The 17,538-nt window shown below is 73.4% G+C and carries 11 protein-coding genes; 8 read left to right on the top strand and 3 right to left on the bottom strand.

What is annotated here, in order from left to right; all coding sequences use genetic code 11:
• Positions 1 to 53: 53 nt before the first annotated feature.
• The 5 genes from mca (at position 54) to O7620_RS19060 (ending at position 7,115) form a co-directional block, all read left to right on the top strand.
• Complete coding sequence (gene mca / locus O7620_RS19080) at positions 54 to 935, top strand: mycothiol conjugate amidase Mca (protein ID WP_151490838.1); 882 nt, start codon at positions 54 to 56, stop codon at positions 933 to 935.
• A 48-nt stretch (positions 936 to 983) separates the two neighbouring features.
• Entirely contained in the window at positions 984 to 1,277 is a 294-nt protein-coding gene (locus O7620_RS19075; RefSeq protein ID WP_151490839.1) for a hypothetical protein, read from the top strand.
• Between the two features lie 179 nt (positions 1,278 to 1,456).
• Positions 1,457 to 3,988 carry a bifunctional diguanylate cyclase/phosphodiesterase gene (locus O7620_RS19070; protein ID WP_278124194.1) on the top strand — a complete coding sequence of 844 codons (2,532 nt, stop codon included), beginning with the start codon at positions 1,457 to 1,459 and terminating at the stop codon, positions 3,986 to 3,988.
• Between the two features lie 113 nt (positions 3,989 to 4,101).
• Positions 4,102 to 4,989 (top strand): hypothetical protein, encoded by an 888-nt coding sequence (locus O7620_RS19065; protein ID WP_278124193.1) that lies wholly within the window; start codon positions 4,102 to 4,104, stop codon positions 4,987 to 4,989.
• A gap of 80 nt (positions 4,990 to 5,069) precedes the next feature.
• The gene (locus O7620_RS19060; RefSeq protein WP_278124192.1) at positions 5,070 to 7,115 is read left to right on the top strand and encodes a thioredoxin domain-containing protein; all 2,046 of its coding nucleotides are present in this window, start codon (positions 5,070 to 5,072) and stop codon (positions 7,113 to 7,115) included.
• A 7-nt stretch (positions 7,116 to 7,122) separates the two neighbouring features.
• Here O7620_RS19060 and O7620_RS19055 read toward each other — a convergent pair whose 3' ends face one another.
• Complete coding sequence (locus tag O7620_RS19055; RefSeq protein ID WP_278124190.1) at positions 7,123 to 7,593, bottom strand: hypothetical protein; 471 nt, start codon at positions 7,591 to 7,593, stop codon at positions 7,123 to 7,125.
• 235 nt (positions 7,594 to 7,828) lie between these two features.
• Here O7620_RS19055 and O7620_RS19050 point away from each other — a divergent pair, with 235 nt between their 5' ends.
• Positions 7,829 to 9,004 carry a 5-(carboxyamino)imidazole ribonucleotide synthase gene (locus O7620_RS19050; RefSeq protein WP_278124188.1) on the top strand — a complete coding sequence of 392 codons (1,176 nt, stop codon included), beginning with the start codon at positions 7,829 to 7,831 and terminating at the stop codon, positions 9,002 to 9,004.
• Positions 9,005 to 9,035: 31 nt separating this feature from the next.
• Complete coding sequence (purE, locus tag O7620_RS19045) at positions 9,036 to 9,527, top strand: 5-(carboxyamino)imidazole ribonucleotide mutase (protein ID WP_151490845.1); 492 nt, start codon at positions 9,036 to 9,038, stop codon at positions 9,525 to 9,527.
• Between the two features lie 100 nt (positions 9,528 to 9,627).
• Here the strand turns inward: purE and O7620_RS19040 are convergent, their stop codons facing one another.
• Both O7620_RS19040 and O7620_RS19035 read right to left on the bottom strand, forming a co-directional pair.
• Entirely contained in the window at positions 9,628 to 14,514 is a 4,887-nt protein-coding gene (locus O7620_RS19040; protein ID WP_278124186.1) for a permease, read from the bottom strand.
• Between the two features lie 150 nt (positions 14,515 to 14,664).
• Positions 14,665 to 16,092, bottom strand: a complete 1,428-nt coding sequence (locus tag O7620_RS19035; protein ID WP_151489352.1) for a UDP-glucose/GDP-mannose dehydrogenase family protein — start codon at positions 16,090 to 16,092, stop codon at positions 14,665 to 14,667.
• 250 nt (positions 16,093 to 16,342) lie between these two features.
• Here O7620_RS19035 and O7620_RS19030 point away from each other — a divergent pair, with 250 nt between their 5' ends.
• Positions 16,343 to 17,506 (top strand): acyl-CoA dehydrogenase family protein, encoded by a 1,164-nt coding sequence (locus O7620_RS19030; protein WP_278124185.1) that lies wholly within the window; start codon positions 16,343 to 16,345, stop codon positions 17,504 to 17,506.
• Positions 17,507 to 17,538 lie beyond the last annotated feature (32 nt).

The following is a 17,538-nucleotide window of genomic DNA, read 5'->3' as shown; positions in this document are numbered from 1 at the left end:
GCCGGTTGAGTCCGGTCGGATCCACCGTCCGGCACAGACGAGGAGCGCCGAAGTTGGCAGAGCAACTGCGTCTCATGGCCGTCCACGCGCACCCGGACGACGAGTCGAGCAAGGGTGCGGCGACCACGGCAAAGTACGTCGCCGAGGGGGTGGACGTCCTGGTGGTGACGTGCACCGGCGGTGAGCGCGGCAGCGTGCTCAACCCCAAGCTCGACCGGCCCGACGTGTGGGCCAACATCGCCGACATCCGGCGCGCCGAGATGGACGCCGCGCGGGCGATCCTCGGCGTCGAGCAGGCCTGGCTCGGCTTCGTCGACTCCGGGCTGCCCGAGGGCGACCCGCTGCCGCCGCTGCCGGAGGGCTGCTTCGCCCTCCAGGACGTCGAGGTGGCCGCCGGTCCGCTGGTGCGGCTGATGCGCGAGTTCCGTCCGCACGTGGTGACCACGTACGACGAGGAGGGTGGCTACCCGCACCCCGACCACATCATGTGTCACAAGGTGAGCGTGGCCGCGTTCGAGGCCGCCGGCGACCCGGAGCGGTACCCGGAGCTGGGTGCCCCGTGGCAGCCGTTGAAGCTCTACTACGACATCGGCTTCTCCAAGGCCAAGATCATGGCTCTGCACGAGGGCATGCTCGCCGCCGGCAAGGAGTCGCCGTACGAGGAGTGGCTCACGCGCTGGGAGGACCGCCCGGACAAGGGCCCCCGGATCACCACGCGGGTCGAGTGCGCCGAGTACTTCCCGGTCCGCGACGACGCGTTGCGTGCCCACGCCACCCAGGTCGACCCGGACGGGTTCTGGTTCCACGTCCCGATGGAGCTGCAACAGCGTGCCTGGCCGACCGAGGACTACGAGCTGGCCCGATCGATGGTGGACAGCCCGATGCCCGAGTCCGACCTTTTCGCCGGTGTGCGGGAGACGGTGCACGCGCGCTGATTCCCGGCGGCGCTACCCTGATAATCAACCGCACATCGGAGGAACGCCATGCTGACCGCTGCCCAGGTGCTCGCGGAGAACAACTTCGGGGACACCCGCACGGGCGGGCTGGCCGGCCCGATGGGCCTCTTCCTCATCCTGCTGCTGGCCACCGCGACCATCCTGCTGATCCGCAACATGAACGCCCGGCTGCGTCGGTTGCCTGACCGGTTCCCCCCGCAGGGGCGGCCGGCCGACCCGACCAGGGTCGATTCGGCAGTCGCTGATCCGACAGACGGGACCGCGGGCGGCGATTCATCCACGCCCGCTCCCAACGGGCACCAGCAGCAGCGTAACGGGTAGTCCCCGCATGATTCACGCCGAACCGGGTGGTCGCCCCCTGTTGCGACCACCCGGTTTGGCTTAGCCTTCCGCCGGGGGGACCAAAAGTCCCCGAGCCATGCGCGGGAGGGGGCGCCGATGACAGTGACAGCACCGGCCGCCCGTCGTACCGTCGCCCGGTCGGCTGACGGGGAAGGTCGATGACCTCCGGCCCGGCCGGCGACCCGTTCGACCGGCTCGGGGTGCGGGGTACGCCGGCACGGCTGCTCGTCCTCACCGCCGCGCTGACGCTGACCGCCCTCGCCGCCGCCACCGTGGGGTTGACCCTCCCGGCCAGCCTGCCGCCCGACGACCCGCTCGGCGGTCCGGCCCGCTTCGGCATCGTCGTCGCCGTCATCGCCATCGCCCAGCTCGCCCGGCTGCGGTTCCGTTCGCCCGCCGGCATGGTCAGCATCACCTGGGGCGAGGCGGCGTTGATCGTCTGCCTCTACCTCGCGCCCGCCGGCTGGCTGCCATCGGCCACCCTGCTCGGCGCCGGGCTGTCCTGGACGGTGCTGTCGCTGCACAACGACCGTCGTCCCGCGCTGGAGATCGTCCGGATCGCGGCGTCGTTGGCCGCCGCCACGGCGCTGGCGGTGTCCGTGGCCACCGCGCTGGGGCAGCCGCTGCTCGCCGCGCCCACCCCGATGCTGGCGCTGGCCGTGATCGCCGGGTCGGTGACCTACCTGCTGGTGACCGCCTGGCTCGGTGGCGTGACGGTGGGTCTGCGGCACGGTCTGCCGATCGGTCCGCCCCTGCTGGCGGCGCTGCGCGGCAAACTGCTGATGTTCGTCGGCAACCTGGCGGTCGGCCTGGTGGTGGTCGCGCTGCTGGAGCTGGACCCGCGCTGGTTGTTGCTCCTTCCGCCGCTGCTCTGGCTGCTTCAGCAGACCTACCGTTACCGTCTGCGCGCCGACCAGGAACGCCGGACGTGGCGGGCCTTCGCCGAGGCCACCGCAGCCCTCAACCAGCTCGACGAGCGGGGCGCGGCCAGCGCGGCGGTGACCGGCGCGCTGGCGCTGTTCAACGCCGAGCTGGTGGATGTCGACGTGGCGCGGGCCGACGGCCGCTGGCGCCGCTACCGGGGTGATGCGGGCGGCCAACTGGTCGACCGGGAGGTGGGCCCACCGGACCTGTCGGAGCCGGACGAGCACGAGCTGGTCCGCGCCCTCTCCGTCGGCGCCGCGCCGGTCGGTCGGCTGCGGGTCCGGTTCCCCCGCTCCGCCCCGCCCAGCAACCGGGAACGCGACGCCGTGGCCGCGTTCGGTGACGCGCTCGCCGCGGCGCTGCACGACGCCGCGACCCACCGTGAGCTTCGGCTCGTCACCGCGCGGTCGTCGTACGAGGCGGTGCACGACCCGCTCACCGGGCTGGCCAACCGGGCGGCCATGCTCGGCAAGGGCGACCAGTCGTTGCGTCAGCTCGCGCACGACCATCCGGTGGCGCTGCTGCTGCTGGACATCAACCAGTTCAAGGAAGTCAACGACACCCTCGGGCACGCCGCCGGCGATCAACTGCTGCGGCTGACCGCGAACCGGCTCAGCGCGATGGCCCGCCCCGGCGACCTGCTCGGCCGGCTCGGTGGCGACGAGTTCGCGTTGCTGCTCACCTCCGCCCCGGTGCTCGGCGACCGGGCCGCCCCGTTGGCGCACGCGCTGCGGCAGGCCCGGGAGATCGCCGAACGGCTGGCGGCCCCGACCGAGGTGGCCGGGGTGCGGATGTCGATCGAGGTGTCCGTCGGCGTGGTGGTGGCCGACGCCGGCACCGCCGACCTGACCGAGCTACTGCGCCGGGCCGACATCGCGATGTACCAGGCCAAGGAGGGCGGCGGCAACGTCGCCGCGTACGACGGCAGCCGGGACGCGGCCAGCACCGACCAGCTCGCCCTCCTCGCCGAGCTGCGCGAGGCGCTGAAGGTCGACGACCAGCTGGTGTTGGCGTTGCAGCCGGCGGTCGACCTGGCCACCGGCGCGCCCACCGGGGTGGAGGCGCTGATCCGCTGGCGGCACCCCCGGCGCGGCTGGCTGGGCCCGGCCGACTTCATCCGCCCGGTGGAGAACAGCGAGCAGCTCGGCACCTTCACCCGGTATGTGCTGGACAAGGCGCTCGGTGTGGCCGCCGAATGGGCACGGGAGGGGCTGGACGTCCCGATCTCGGTCAACCTGTCGGCACGTAGCCTGCTCGACCCCCGGCTGCCGGCGGAGATCGCCGACGCGTTGCGCCGCCACCAGGTGCCGCCGCGCCGACTCGTCCTGGAGATCACCGAGACGGTGGTGATGAGCGAGCTGGAGATCATCGACGAGGTGTTGGCCACCCTCCGGTCGATGGGTGTGCAGCTCGCCGTGGACGACTTCGGCACCGGCTTCTCGTCGCTGACCTTCCTCACCCGGATCGCGGTGGACGAGTTGAAGGTCGACCGCTCGTTCGTGATCCGGATGGCCGACTCGCCGGAGGCGGCGGCGATCGTACGGACCACCGTGGGCCTCGCTCACGAGCTGGGGTTGCGGGTGGTCGCCGAGGGGGTGGAGACCGCCGAGCAGCGGATGGCGCTGGCCGAGCTGGGCTGCACCTCCGCGCAGGGTTACCACTTCTTCAAGCCGATGCCGGCGGACAAGATCGGCGCGGTGCTGGGGTCGCTGCGCGACTCGGCCGAGTCGAACGTCTTCCGGCTGCGCGCCGACGGCGCGTCCTGACCGCCCCCGCTGATCGGTTTCGGACGGGGCGGCCGCCCGCCTGGTGAGGCCCTAGAGCCGATCGAACAGCGCGGATGTATCGGTCTGCGTTGTCCTCCTCTCGAAGGGACACCATGCGACTCTGCGGGAAACGACCTCTGCTCGCCGTGGGGCTCGCGCTGACCGTCGCGGCGTTCGGCACGCTGGCCGTCGCCGCACCCGCACAGGCCAAGGCGCCGCAGTCCGCCTCGCTGACGGTCACCGGCGATCCGGACGACCCGATCACCGAGGGCGGCAGCTTCTCGTTCGCCACGGCCTCCGGGGACGGCTTCAACGTCTGGGGCACGCCGAACCACCTCACCGTCCAGGTCTTCGACCCACCCGCCGGCCCCTGGACGATCGAGCTGAGCGCGCCGGTCGGCCAGCCGCTGACCGTGGGCACCTACACCGGCGCCACCGAATACCTCTACGAGAGTCCGCTGCCCGGCATCGCCCTGACCGGCAACGACCGGATCTGTCCGTTCGGGCAGACCGGATCGTTCACCGTCACCGACATCTCCTGGGGTCCACACGACTACCTGGAGCGGTTCGACGCCACGTTCGAGCAGCGCTGCAACTACTCGACGGGCTCGGCCCGGGGCGAGGTGCACGTCGCCTTCCCGCCCGCGCCGCCGGTGCTCGCCGTCGACGTGGAGGTGGCCACGACGGGCACGATCGACCCGGGGACCGACGAGGTGACGGTGCACGGCACGGTGACCTGCACGGCGCCGGCCACCGTGTACGTGGAGGGTGGCCTGACCCAGACGTGGCACGGCAGGCGCGCCGAGGGTCTGGTTCGGGCGGAGGTGGCCTGCACGCCGGGCACCCCGATCGCCTGGACGTCGAGTTCGCCCTCGTTCAGCGAGACCCCGTTCCGTAAGGGCGACGTCGAGGTGACCGCCAACGCCACCTCCTACGACACCACGTACGACGTCTTCGTGGCTGACACGGACACCGCCCGGGTCAAGGTGCGGCGCGGCTGATCCGCGACCGGCCCGGGCCCACGCGGCCCGGGCCGGGTGACCGCCGGGCGGGACCCGGCGGCGCTGGTTATGGTCGTCGGGTGAACCGACTCGTCGACGCCACCAGTCCGTACCTGCTCCAGCACGCCGACAACCCGGTCGACTGGTGGCCCTGGTGCGACGAGGCGTTCGCCGAGGCGAAACGGCGCGATGTCCCGGTGATCATTTCGGTGGGCTACGCCGCCTGCCACTGGTGTCACGTGATGGCACACGAGTCGTTCGAGAACGAGCAGGTCGCCGCCCTCATGAACGACGGCTTCGTGTCGATCAAGGTGGACCGCGAGGAGCGCCCGGACGTGGACGCGGTCTACATGACCGCCACGCAGGCGATGACCGGCCAGGGCGGCTGGCCGATGACGGTCTTCGCCGCCCCCGACGGCACCCCGTTCTTCTGCGGCACCTACTTCCCCCGCGCCAACTTCGTCCGGCTGCTCCAGTCGGTCACCACCGCCTGGACCGACCAGCGCGAGGAGGTGCTGCGCCAGGGCGCCGCCGTGGTCGAGGCGATCGGCGGCGCGCAGGCCGTGGGCGGCCCCACCGCGCCGCTGGACGCCACGCTGCTCGACGCCGCGGCGGCCGGGCTGGCCGGCGAGTACGACGCGACGAACGGCGGCTTCGGGGGCGCACCGAAGTTCCCGCCGCACATGAACCTGCTCTTCCTGCTGCGCCACCACCAGCGCACGGCCGACCCGCGCAGCCTGGAGATCGTCCGACACACCGCCGAGGCGATGGCCCGGGGCGGCATCTACGACCAGCTCGCCGGCGGCTTCGCCCGGTACTCGGTGGACGCGCACTGGACGGTGCCGCACTTCGAGAAGATGCTCTACGACAACGCGCTGCTGCTGCGCGTCTACACGCAGCTGTGGCGGCTCACCGGCGACCCGCTGGCCCGCCGGATCGCCCGGGACACCGCCCGGTTCCTGGCCGACGAGCTGCACCGGCCGGGCGAGGGCTTCGCGTCGGCGCTGGACGCCGACACCGAGGGCGTCGAGGGTCTCACCTACGCCTGGACGCCCGCCCAGCTCGTCGAGGCGCTGGGCGAGGACGACGGCCGCTTCGCCGTCGACCTGTTCACCGTGACCGAGGCGGGCACCTTCGAACACGGCATGAGCGTGCTGCGGCTCGCCCGGGACGTCGACGACGTCGCACCCGAGATTCGGGCCCGCTGGCAGCAGGTGGTGGGGCAGCTGCTCGCGGCCCGCGACACCCGCCCCCAGCCGGCTCGCGACGACAAGGTGGTGGCCGCCTGGAACGGCCTGGCGATCACCGCCATCGCCGAGTTCCTCCAGGTCGCCGGGCTGTACGCGTCGCGGCAGGACGAGGACGCCAACCTGATGGAGGGCGTCACCATCGTGGCCGACGGCGCGATGCGTGACGCGGCCGAGCACCTGGCGAGCGCGCACCTGGTGGACGGCCGGCTGCGCCGCGTCTCCCGGGACGGCAAGGTCGGCGAGCCGGCCGGCGTACTGGAGGACTACGGCTGCGTGGCCGAGGCATTCTGCGCGCTGCACCAGCTCACCGGCGAGGGCCGCTGGCTCACCCCGGCCGGTCAGCTGCTGGACGCCGCGCTGGCCCACTTCGCCGCCTCCGGCGGCGCGTACTACGACACGGCCGATGACGCGGAGCGGCTGATCACCCGGCCGGCCGACCCGACCGACAACGCCACCCCGTCCGGTCGGTCGGCGTTGGTGGCCGGTCTGGTCGCGTACGCGGCCCTGACCGGGGAGACCCGCTACCGGGAGGCGGCCGAGGCGGCGCTGGCCACGGTGGCACCGATCGTCGCGCGGCACGCCCGGTTCACCGGGTATGCCGCCATGTCCGGCGAGGCGCTGCTCTCCGGGCCGTACGAGATCGCCGTGGTGACCGACGACCCGGCGGGCGACCCTCTGGTGGCCGCGGCCCGGCGGCACGCCCCGCCCGGCGCGGTGGTGGTCGCCGGCCTGCCGGACCAGCCCGGCGTGCCGCTGCTCGCCGACCGGCCACTGGTCGACGGGCGGTCCGCCGCGTACGTCTGCCGGGGCTTCGTCTGCCAGCGACCGGTCACCTCGGTCGAGGACCTGGTCGCCGAGCTGCGTGCGGCCCGCTGACGGTCGGCTAGTCGTCGTGACAGCCGATCTGGTCGCCGATCTCGTTCGGGATGCCGAACGGGCTGCATTCGAGGGCGCTGCCCTCGCCGATCTTCTTCCAGCTGCCGGCGGCGTACTCGAAAACGATCACTCCGTCGCCCTGCTGCCCCGGGTCGACAGCGATCACTCCGGCCGTCGCCCACCGGCGTGCGCACGCGATGTGCTCCGGGTCGATCCGGTGGGTGCTGCCCAGCCCCGATGCCGTCTGTAGGGTCGCGGCGCTCACCGGGCAGGCGGCCTCGGTGCTGGGCGACGTGGCGGGTGCCGCGCCGGGGGTCGGCGTCGCGCCGCTGGTTGGCGTCGCACCGGAGGGCGTGGCGCTCGGTGCGGACGACGTGGCACCGGAGCCGGCCACGGGATCGGGCGACGCGGTGGTGCAGGCCGTCAGCCCTGCCAGGACGGTCAGCGGCGCGAGGACGCGTAGGACTGCCAGATTCATCGTTCCCCCCATGGTCCAGCGTGAATCGTCGATGCCCGTTACACGCCCGGCGGAGCACCCGGGTTGCGGCCGGACGTTCGGACCGTAAGTCACGACCAGCACCACGCTCCGCGCAGCCCGACATACGCCCGGTGGTCACCGGCGGGCCCACCCGGGCGGTGCTCCGGCATCGCCCGGATGGGTCGCCGGCCCTCCGGGGTGGCCACGTCGAAGGCCCGGATAGGCTGGCCGCGCTATGGATTCCCGTACCGGTCTACCCGTTGTCGGCATGGTGGGTGGCGGCCAGTTGGCCCGGATGACCCATCAGGCCGCGATCGCCCTCGGCCAGTCACTGCGCGTGCTCGCGGCGGCCCCCGACGACGGCGCTGCGCTGGTCGCCGCCGACGTCCAGTACGGCGATCACACCGACCTCGCCGCGCTGCGCACCTTCGCGAAGAGCTGCGACGTGGTCACCTTCGACCACGAGCACGTGCCCAACGAGCACATCCGCACGCTCGCGGCGGAGGGCGTGACCCTGTACCCGCCGGCGGACGCGCTGCTGCACGCCCAGGACAAGCAGGTCATGCGGGAACGCCTGACCGAGCTGGGCGCACCGAACCCCGCGTGGCGGCCCGTCGGCGAGCCGGGCGAGCTGGTCGACTTCGGCACGCAGGTCGGCTGGCCGGTGGTGCTCAAGGCGGCCCGGGGCGGCTACGACGGTCGGGGCGTCTGGATGGTCGACGACGCCGCCCAGGCCACCGAGCTGGCGAGCACGCTGCTCGCCGGTGGCACCCGGCTGATCGTCGAGGAGCGGGTGCCGCTGCGCCGCGAGTTGGCCGTGCAGGTGGCCCGCTCGCCGTTCGGTCAGGTGGCCGCGTACCCGGTGGTCGAGACGGTCCAGCGCGACGGCATCAACGTCGAGGTGCTCGCCCCGGCGCCCGGCCTGGACGAGGAACTGGCGCTCTCCACCCAGCAGCTCGCGATCGACCTGGCCACCGCGCTCGGCGTGGTCGGCCTGCTCGCCGTGGAGCTGTTCGAGGTGCGCGACGCGGCCGGCCGTCCGGCGATCGTGGTCAACGAGCTGGCGATGCGCCCGCACAACTCCGGGCACTGGACCATCGAGGGCGCCCGGACGTCCCAGTTCGAGCAGCACCTGCGGGCGGTGCTCGACTACCCGATGGGCGACACGGCGCTGACCGCGCCGGTGGTCGTGATGGCGAACGTGCTCGGTGGCGAGCCGGGCGGAATGTCGATCGACGAGCGGCTGCACCACCTCTTCGCCGCCGAACCGGGCGCGAAGGTGCACCTCTACGGCAAGCAGGTGCGCCCCGGCCGCAAGGTCGGCCACGTCACGGTGCTCGGCGACGACCTGGACGACGTACGGGCGCGGGCGGCGCGCGCCGTGCGCTGGCTGCGCGAGGGGCACGAGTGACCCCCGCGGCCGCGAATCGAGGAGAGTCGACGTGAGCACGGTCGGGCTGATCATGGGCAGCGACTCGGACTGGCCGACCATGCGGGCGGCGGCCGAGGTGCTGGACGACTTCGGAGTGTCGTACGAGGTCCGGGTGATCTCGGCGCACCGGACTCCGGTGGCGATGATCGAGTACGGCCGTGACGCCGCGGACCGGGGCCTGAAGGTGATCATCGCCGGTGCGGGCGGGGCCGCCGCCCTGCCGGGCATGGTCGCCTCGGTGACCCCGCTGCCGGTGATCGGTGTGCCGGTGCCGCTGAAGCACCTCGACGGCATGGACTCGCTGCTGTCCATCGTGCAGATGCCGGCCGGCGTTCCGGTGGCCACGGTGTCGATCGGCAATGCCCGCAACGCCGGCCTGCTGGCCGTACGGATCCTCGGCGCCACCGACGAGGGCCTGCGTGCCCGGATGGCGACCTACCAGCAGGACCTGGAAGAGCTGGTGGCGCAGAAGGAAGCAGCCCTCCAGGCCACGCTCCGCTGATCCCTGCCGCGCCCCCGCGATCTTGCACTTTGGGTCGTCGTTACGCGGCATTCGCACCTTTTGCCGCGACAGAAAGTGCAAGATCGCCGGGGCTGCGGCTCTATCTCATGCCGCGGAGGGCGGTTTGTAGACGTTCCTGGGCTCGGCGGCGGCGTTCGTTGCTGGCGCCGAGCACCAGCAGCAGGATGCCCACCGGGATCAGCGCCAGCCACGGGCCGAGACTGAACAGGGCGTGGATGGCGGCGATCGCGGTGACCGACGCACCGACGATCACCGGCGCCTGTTGACGGCTCGACGAACCGAAGATCAGCACGGCGACCGCGCCGAGCAGCAGGAGCATCTGCCGCAGCGTGCTGGTCTCGGTGGCCAGCACGATCGCCAGCGTCGGCACGAATGCGGCGACCAGCGCCGGCCCGTACGCCACCCAACTGCTCAAGTCCGGACGGTGGCGTAGCTCCAGTACGCCGACCAGCAGGGCCAGGGCGGCGAACGGCAGCGTGTACGCCTCGGGCAGCGCCACGTCGGCGACCCGCATCAGGATCCACCAGGCGGTGATCTCGCACGCCACCACCGACCAGAACAGGATCCGTCGTTCCACCGGCCGGCGGCCGGGCCGGGTGGCCGCCACCCCGAGGACCGCGCCCCACGCGGCCAGCAGGGCGGCGATGTGCCGGGGCGAGTCGAAGGCGAGAGCCAGCGCGATGAGCGCGGCCGCGTACCCGCTCCACTGCACGGTGGAGGCTTCGCGCTGCGCCTCGGGTCGGCGCAGGCGGGGCAGGGTCGCGGCGAACACCTGCAGGGCGGCGCCGACGGCGAGCACCCCGAACGCGGACCAGACCTCCGCCAGGCCGACGACGAGGCCGGCGGTGAGGACGAAGAGCTGTGCCATCAGCGAGGTGAACAGCCAGCCGAGGATGCGGGCCCGCTGGGTGGTGCCGAAGAGCGCCGCCACCACGCCCACGCCGACAGCGCCGCCGAGGGTGAACAGGGTGAGTTCCCGGGTGGCGAGGCTGCCGGCCAGGCCCGCGCCTCCGGCGGCCAACCCGATGACGAACACCAGCACCCGGGCGAGCCGCAGGGAGCGGGCCGGTTCGACAAGTGGTGGTGGCGGGGTCAGCGCGAGGCCGAGCATCGCGATGGTGAAGACGGAGAGCGCGGCGAGTGTGCTGGCCGGCCAGCCACTGCCCAGCGCGATGGGCGCGATCAGCAGGGTGACGGCCGCACCGGGCAGCACCACCGGCACGGCCCGGGACCGTCGTCCGCCGCTGAACCCGGTGGCGGCCAGCGCCGCGGTCGCGGTGAGCAGCAGCGCGGTCAGCACGTGGGTGGGATCGACCACGTCCGGCGGTGGGGTACGCAGCTCCGGCGGTGGCCCCTGCCAGATCCTGGTCAACGTCCGGTGCGGCTCGACCAGGGCGGCGATCAGGGCGGGCGCGATCGAGACGAGCGCCAGGACGGTCGGCAGGGCAGCGGCGGCCAGGGCGCCGGCGGACGGGCTGACCCGCCACCGCCGGTTCTCCGGGTCGTCGGGCAACCGGCGCAGTGCCCCGTTGAACAGCACCGTCCACCGGCGGACCGGTTGGGCCGAGCCGGTCGGCGGCACGGTCGCGGCCCGGATCAACTCGGCGAGTACACCGAGCAGGGCGGCGGCGGCCGCGTAGACGCCCGCGGCGAGACCGGTGGGGATCGCCGCGAGCGCGCTGATGGTGGCGCCGCCGACCACGGCCACGCTGACCCAGGGCAGATACTGCGGTACGTGTCGCCGGACGGCGGCAACGGCGGCCAGACCGAGGCTGGTGGCGGCCAGCGCGGCGGTGAGCACCACCTGCGCGGAATGGTGGAACTCGGCGGACAGCGCCGCCACCGCGCCGGGGAGGGCCAGCAGCGCGGCACCGGTCGCCGCGCCGCCGATCTGCACCAGGTGCGGCGGCATCCCCTCGGTCTCGATGTCGGCCACCTGCGGCCCGGCCAGGACGCGGGCCAGCGTGGCCACCACCACGCCGATCAGCGCGATGCTGCCCAGCGCCAGCGCGGTCGTCCACGGCCGGACCAGGCCGGCGCCGGCCGCGTGCAGCGCCACGACCCCGGCGACGGTGGCCCGGGACAGCGCGGCCCGGGCCTCCTCGGTGGCCACCGAGGCCATCCCGAAGACGGTGGCGACCATCCCGCCGACCAGGACCGGCGACCACCAGGGCAGGTCGAACGCGGCCGGTGCGCCGATCGTGGCGAGCACCACGGCAACGCCGGAGACGTCCCAGCGCCAGGGTGGCGGGAGCAGAATGCCGGCGGCGACGGCCAGCAGCGCCAGCGCGACCGGGGCCTGCCAGGTGGCGCCGCCGGTCGGCGCGGCCGGCCAGCCGCTCAGGTCGCCGTCCCAGATCGGGCCGGGGGTCGCCAGCACGCCCACCCCGCCGCGCAGCGCCGTCCATCCGGCGAGCACACCGATGAGTACGCCGCCGACGGCGATGCCGAGGATCGGCCCGCGCCGCCAGTCCTCGGGCATGGCGCGGGCGCCCACGGCGACCACGAGCACGAGGCCGGCGGCCACCGCCAACTGCCCGCCCGGGGTGAGTACCGCCGCGATGCGTACCAGCGTCGCGATCAGGGCGGTGGTCACCGCCGCCGCGGCCAGGTCGGAGCCGTCCAGGGTGAGGTCGGATCGGCGGCCGGCGTCGATCGACGGGGCGAGGAAGAGCAGCACGGCGGCGACCAGCAGTAACGCGCCCACCCACGCGTCGGCGACGGTCGCGCCGGGTGCGCCGAAGGCGGCGGCGGTGACGACCAGTGCGCCGAGCCCGGTGCCGACCGACAGTGGCGCGGGGATGCGCCGCTGGGAGACCTGCACGACGGCGGCGTACCCGAGGGTCACGCAGACGGCCAGGAAGCTCGCCGCGAGCACCGGGACGGTCACCTCGCGGAGGCTGGCCGGCGTGGGGGTGGGGTCGACCGGCATGGTGGAGGTCACGAACGCGGCCACCGCGCCGGGCAGCGCGAAGGCGGCACCACCGGCAGCCCACGCGGTGACCGTGTCGGCGGCCTCGGAGGCGAGTCGGACACGGGAGGCCAGCGCGACCAGTGCGCCGGCCACGAAGAGGGTGAGCAGGACGGCGGCGGTGAGCGTCGGCCGCGCGAGGCTGGCGCCCGCCCCGAACAGGCCCACCACGGCGGCACCGACGCCGTGCGCCACAGCGGCCCGGCCGGTACGCGCGGAGAGGCCGATCACCCCGATGCCGATCGCGGTGACGACCATCGGCCAGGGCGCGACCGTCCAACCAAGACCGAACGAGGCCGGTACGGCGAGCGCGGTCAGCGCCGCGCCGGCGACCGCGAACTCGCGGCGGATCTCCGGTGGCAGGGCCAGCACGGCGGCGATGGTGAGCAGGAACGCGGCGGCGGCGAGCTGCCAGGTGGTGGGGCCGACCGCGGCGGCCAGCTCGGACGGGTACCGCTCCAGGTCGGCGGCCCAGGCGGGAAGTGCCGCCCGGACCGGCGCCACCCCGGCGCGCAGCGCGCCTCCGGCGACCACCAGCCCGCTGACGGTGAGCGCCACCGCCGAGGCGATCTGTGGGCCGCGCCGGGCGGCCTCGGGGACCGCGCGCACGGCCAGCCCGGTGACCGTGATGACCGCCGCGATCAGCAGCAGCGACCGGCCGGGCAGTGCCACCGAGACGATCCGGCCGAGCGCGCCGATGACCGCCAGGGTGAGGATGCCGGCCGCGACGTCGGGCAGCGGCGGGCGCCGCAGCACCAGCGCGCCGGCCAGGCCGACCACGGCGGCCAGCAGGAGTGCCGCCCCGGCCCCGGCAGCCGTCGGCACGGTCTGCGCCCGGAGCAGGGCGGTGACCGCGTACGCGAGGGCGACCGCGATCGCCGCCGCGTGCAGCAGCCAGATCAGCTCGCGCAGCCCCGGCACCGGGCTGGTCGGGCGGGGGTCGGCGGACCCGGTGTCGACGTCGACGACCTCGCCGGCTTCCTCCGGGTCACCCTCCGGGCGGCTCTCGTTGCCGCGTTGGCGGGGCGTCGACGGCGGGACCGGATCCGGCAGGTCCGGCCCGACGGGCCGCTCGACCGCCACCCCGGAGCGGGTCAGCCACAGGTCGAAGAGGGCCACCAGGGTCAGCACCAGGGCCCAGCCGGCCGGCCCGGTGACCCGGTCGTAGGCCAGCAGGGGCAGCACCGGCTGCGCGGCGAGCACGGTGGCGAACCGGGGTACGCGCAGGCCCGTCCAGCGCGCGTACCCGAAGGCGACGGCCGCGGTGACCGCGAAGATCACACCGGCGAAGACCGCGCCGGTGACGCCGACCCGGTCCACCGCCCAGAGCGCGTTCCCGGCCAACGGCACCAGCAGCAGGCCGACCGCGGAGATCGTCTCGGCGGTCGAGGTGAGGCCGCGCCGGGCCAGTGCCGGTGGGGCGAGCAGCATCAGCGCGGTGGCGAGGAGCAGGATGCCGAGCCGGGCCAGCGCGTCCATCGAGCTGGTCGCCACCGCCGCGAAGACCACCGCGGCCACGCCGAGCAGCAACGCGCCCAGCCCGAGCGGGATGTTCTGCACCTCCCGCGACGACGCCTCCGGTGGATGCTCCGGGTCGTCGGCGTCCAGCCAGGACGGCCGGGGCGGGGGCGGCGGCGGGTCCTCCGGGGCGGGTGGTGTGCCCTGGCGGGGCACCCGCGGCGGGGCGCCGGTGGTGGCGGTCGGTGGGCGTCGGCCGGGGCGGCGACGCAGCACCCGGCGGGGCCGGGTCGCCTGCTTGATCCGTTCCTCACCGGCGTGCGCGAGGATGTCCCGCTGGAAGAGCGCGGCCTGCATCTTGGCGGCGATCTGCCGTTGCTCCCGGGCGATGGCGGCGTCGCGCGCCTTCATCTCCGCGATCGAGCGCTCGATGTCCGCCAGGTGCTCGACCCACTGCGGCTGATCGGCACCGCAGTGCGGACAGCGCACGGCCGGCTTGATCTCCCGACCGCACGAGGAGCACTGAAAGGTCGCCACGACACCCCTCCGCCCGCACTGTGGACTCCCACTGTCGCAGCATGCCCAATGCTGGCGCGTTTTTCGACACTTGTCGGCGGGTCCGGGGCAAACAACGACAACGGCCGGCCGCGGAGGGGACTCCGCGACCGGCCGTGAACGTCGGATCCGTCAGGGACGGCCCATGCCCCGGTACTCCCAGCCGGCCTGCGTCCACAGTGTCGAGTCGAGGCAGTTGCGGCCGTCGACGACCTTGCGGCCGGCGACCAGCTCACCCAGGGCGACCGGGTCGGCGTTGCGGAAGTCGGCCCACTCGGTGAGGACGCAGACCAGGTCGGCGTCGGCGACGGCCTCGTTGATGCCGGTCTCGTAGGTCAGCTCGGGTACGGCGCGGCGGGCGTTCTCGGTGCCCTGCGGGTCGTACACGTGCACGTCGGCGCCGGCCTTCTGCAGCAGTGCGGCGACGGCGAGCGCCGGGGCGTCGCGGACGTCGTCGGTGTTGGGCTTGAAGGTGGCGCCGAGCACGGCGATCCGGGTGCCGGAGAAGTCCGGACCGGCCGGCCCGGAGCGGCGGCCGAGCAGGTCCGCGGCGAGCTGGAGGACCCGGGTCCGGCGGCGCAGGTTGATCAGGTCGACCTCGTGCAGGAACCGCAGCGCCTCGCCGGCGCCCAACTCCTGGGCCCGAGCCTGGAAGGCGCGGATGTCCTTGGGCAGGCAGGCGCCGCCGAAGCCGAGGCCGGCCTGGAGGAACCGGTTGCCGATGCGCGGGTCGTATCCGATGGCCCGGGCCAGCTGGGTGACGTCGCCGCCGGAGGCCTCGCAGACCTCGGCCATCGCGTTGATGAAGGAGATCTTGGTGGCGAGGAAGGCGTTCGCGGCGACCTTGACCAGCTCGGCGGTCGCGAAGTCGGTGACCACCAGGGGCACCTCGCGGTCCTCGGTGGCGGCCAGGTCGAAGACGCCCTTGTGCGCGGCGTAGAGCATGCCGTTGGCCCACTCGCTCTTCACGCCGACCACGATCCGGTTGGGGCGCAGCACGTCGTCGACGGCGAAGCCCTCCTGGAGGAACTCCGGGCTCCAGGCCACCTCGACGCCCAGGTCGCCGGGGGTGTGCTTGCCGACCAGCTGCTCCACCCACTCGGCGGTGCCCACCGGCACGGTGGACTTGCCGACGATCAGCGCCTTGCGGGTCAGGTGCTGCGCGAGGCTGGTGACCGACGCCTCGACGTACGACAGGTCGGCGCCCATCCCGTCGGCCCGCTGCGGGGTGCCGACGCAGATGAAGTGCACGTCACCGAAATCGGCGGTTTCCGCGATGTCGGTCGAGAACCGCAGCCGACCGGCGGCGAGGTTGCGCTTGAGCAGCTCGTCCAGGCCGGGCTCGTGGATCGGCACCTGACCGGCGTTCAGCATCGCGATCTTGTCGGCGTCGACGTCGAACCCGAGCACCTCGTAGCCCAGCTCGGCGTAACAGATGGCGTACGTCGCACCGAGGTATCCGGTCCCCAGGAACGTCACCCGCGGCCGAGGTGCGCCCGAGGGCGGCGTCACCGCGGCGATGGCGGGGGTCGGCTGGATGGTGGGGTAGGGGATCGTCACGCCTGTCTTCTCCGCTCGCGCTGGCGGCGCGTCGTCGCGTCGCATTCTGCTGCGGCGCCTGGGCGGGCACCGGAGGGGTGGCTCACTGTCTGTCTTCCATCATCGCCCAGCCGCGCGGGTGCTCCGTCATGCCCATGCCTACGCGCCGGTAACATCACCTGAACTGCAGTCGCTAGTCTTCAGTCTGCGCGGTCGGCGGTCGGGAGATGTCACAGACTGCGCATGATAGCGGTGAAGGGGAGGGGCCGACATGGCCGCAGGCGAGTCGTTCGACGTCTACCGGTTGCCCGAGGAGCATGAGGCGATCCGGGAGGCGGTCCGTGAGGTCTGCACGGCGAAGGTAGCCCCGCACGCCGCCGAGGCCGACGAGACCGGAGAGTTCCCCAAGGCATCGTACGACGCACTGCGGGCGGCCGACTTCCACGCACCGCACATCCCCGAGGAGTACGGCGGCGCGGGCGCGGACGCGCTGGCCACCGCCATCGTGATCGAGGAGGTGGCTCGCGCCTGCGCGTCCTCCTCGCTGATCCCGGCGGTGAACAAGCTCGGCACGATGCCGCTGCTGTTGTCCGGCTCCGAGGAGCTCACGCGCCGCTACCTGACGCCGGTCGCGGCCGGCGACGCCATGTTCTCGTACTGCCTCTCCGAACCGGAGGCGGGCAGCGACGCGGCGTCGATGACCACCCGGGCCGTACGTGACGGGGATCACTGGGTGCTCAACGGCGTGAAGCGCTGGATCACCAACGCCGGCGTGTCGGAGTTCTACACCGTCTTCGCCGTCACCGACCCGGCCGCCCGGTCCCGGGGCATCTCGGCCTTCGTGGTCGAGAAGTCCGACCCCGGGGTGAGCTTCGGCGCCCCGGAGAAGAAGCTCGGCATCAAGGGTTCGCCCACCCGCGAGGTCTACCTGGACAACGTGCGGATCCCGGCCGACCGGATCATCGGCGCGGAGGGCACCGGCTTCGCCACCGCCATGAAGACCCTGGACCACACCCGGGTCACCATCGCCGCGCAGGCCGTCGGGATCGCGCAGGGCGCGCTCGACTACGCCAAGGGGTACGTGGCCGAGCGCCGGCAGTTCGGCAAGGCCGTCGCCGAGTTTCAGGGCATCCAGTTCATGCTCGCCGACATGGGCATGAAGCTGGAGGCGGCCCGGCAGCTCACCTACGCGGCGGCCGGCAAGTCCGAGCGCGGTGACGCCGACCTGACCTACTTTGGCGCGGCGGCCAAGTGCTTCGCGTCCGACGCCGCCATGGAGATCACCACCGACGCGGTGCAGCTGCTCGGCGGCTACGGCTACACCCGTGACTACCCGGTCGAGCGGATGATGCGGGACGCCAAGATCACTCAGATCTACGAGGGCACCAACCAGGTGCAGCGGATCGTCATGGCGCGGCAACTCCTGAAGGGCTGACCGGGACTCGGCGCGGCCGGCCGGGGGCGTGC

The organism is Micromonospora sp. WMMD710, from assembly GCF_029626045.1.
Taxonomy (GTDB): Bacteria; Actinomycetota; Actinomycetes; order Mycobacteriales; family Micromonosporaceae; genus Micromonospora.
Note: the sequence above shows the minus strand (reverse complement) of the source record. Positions and strands in the feature narration are given on the sequence as shown.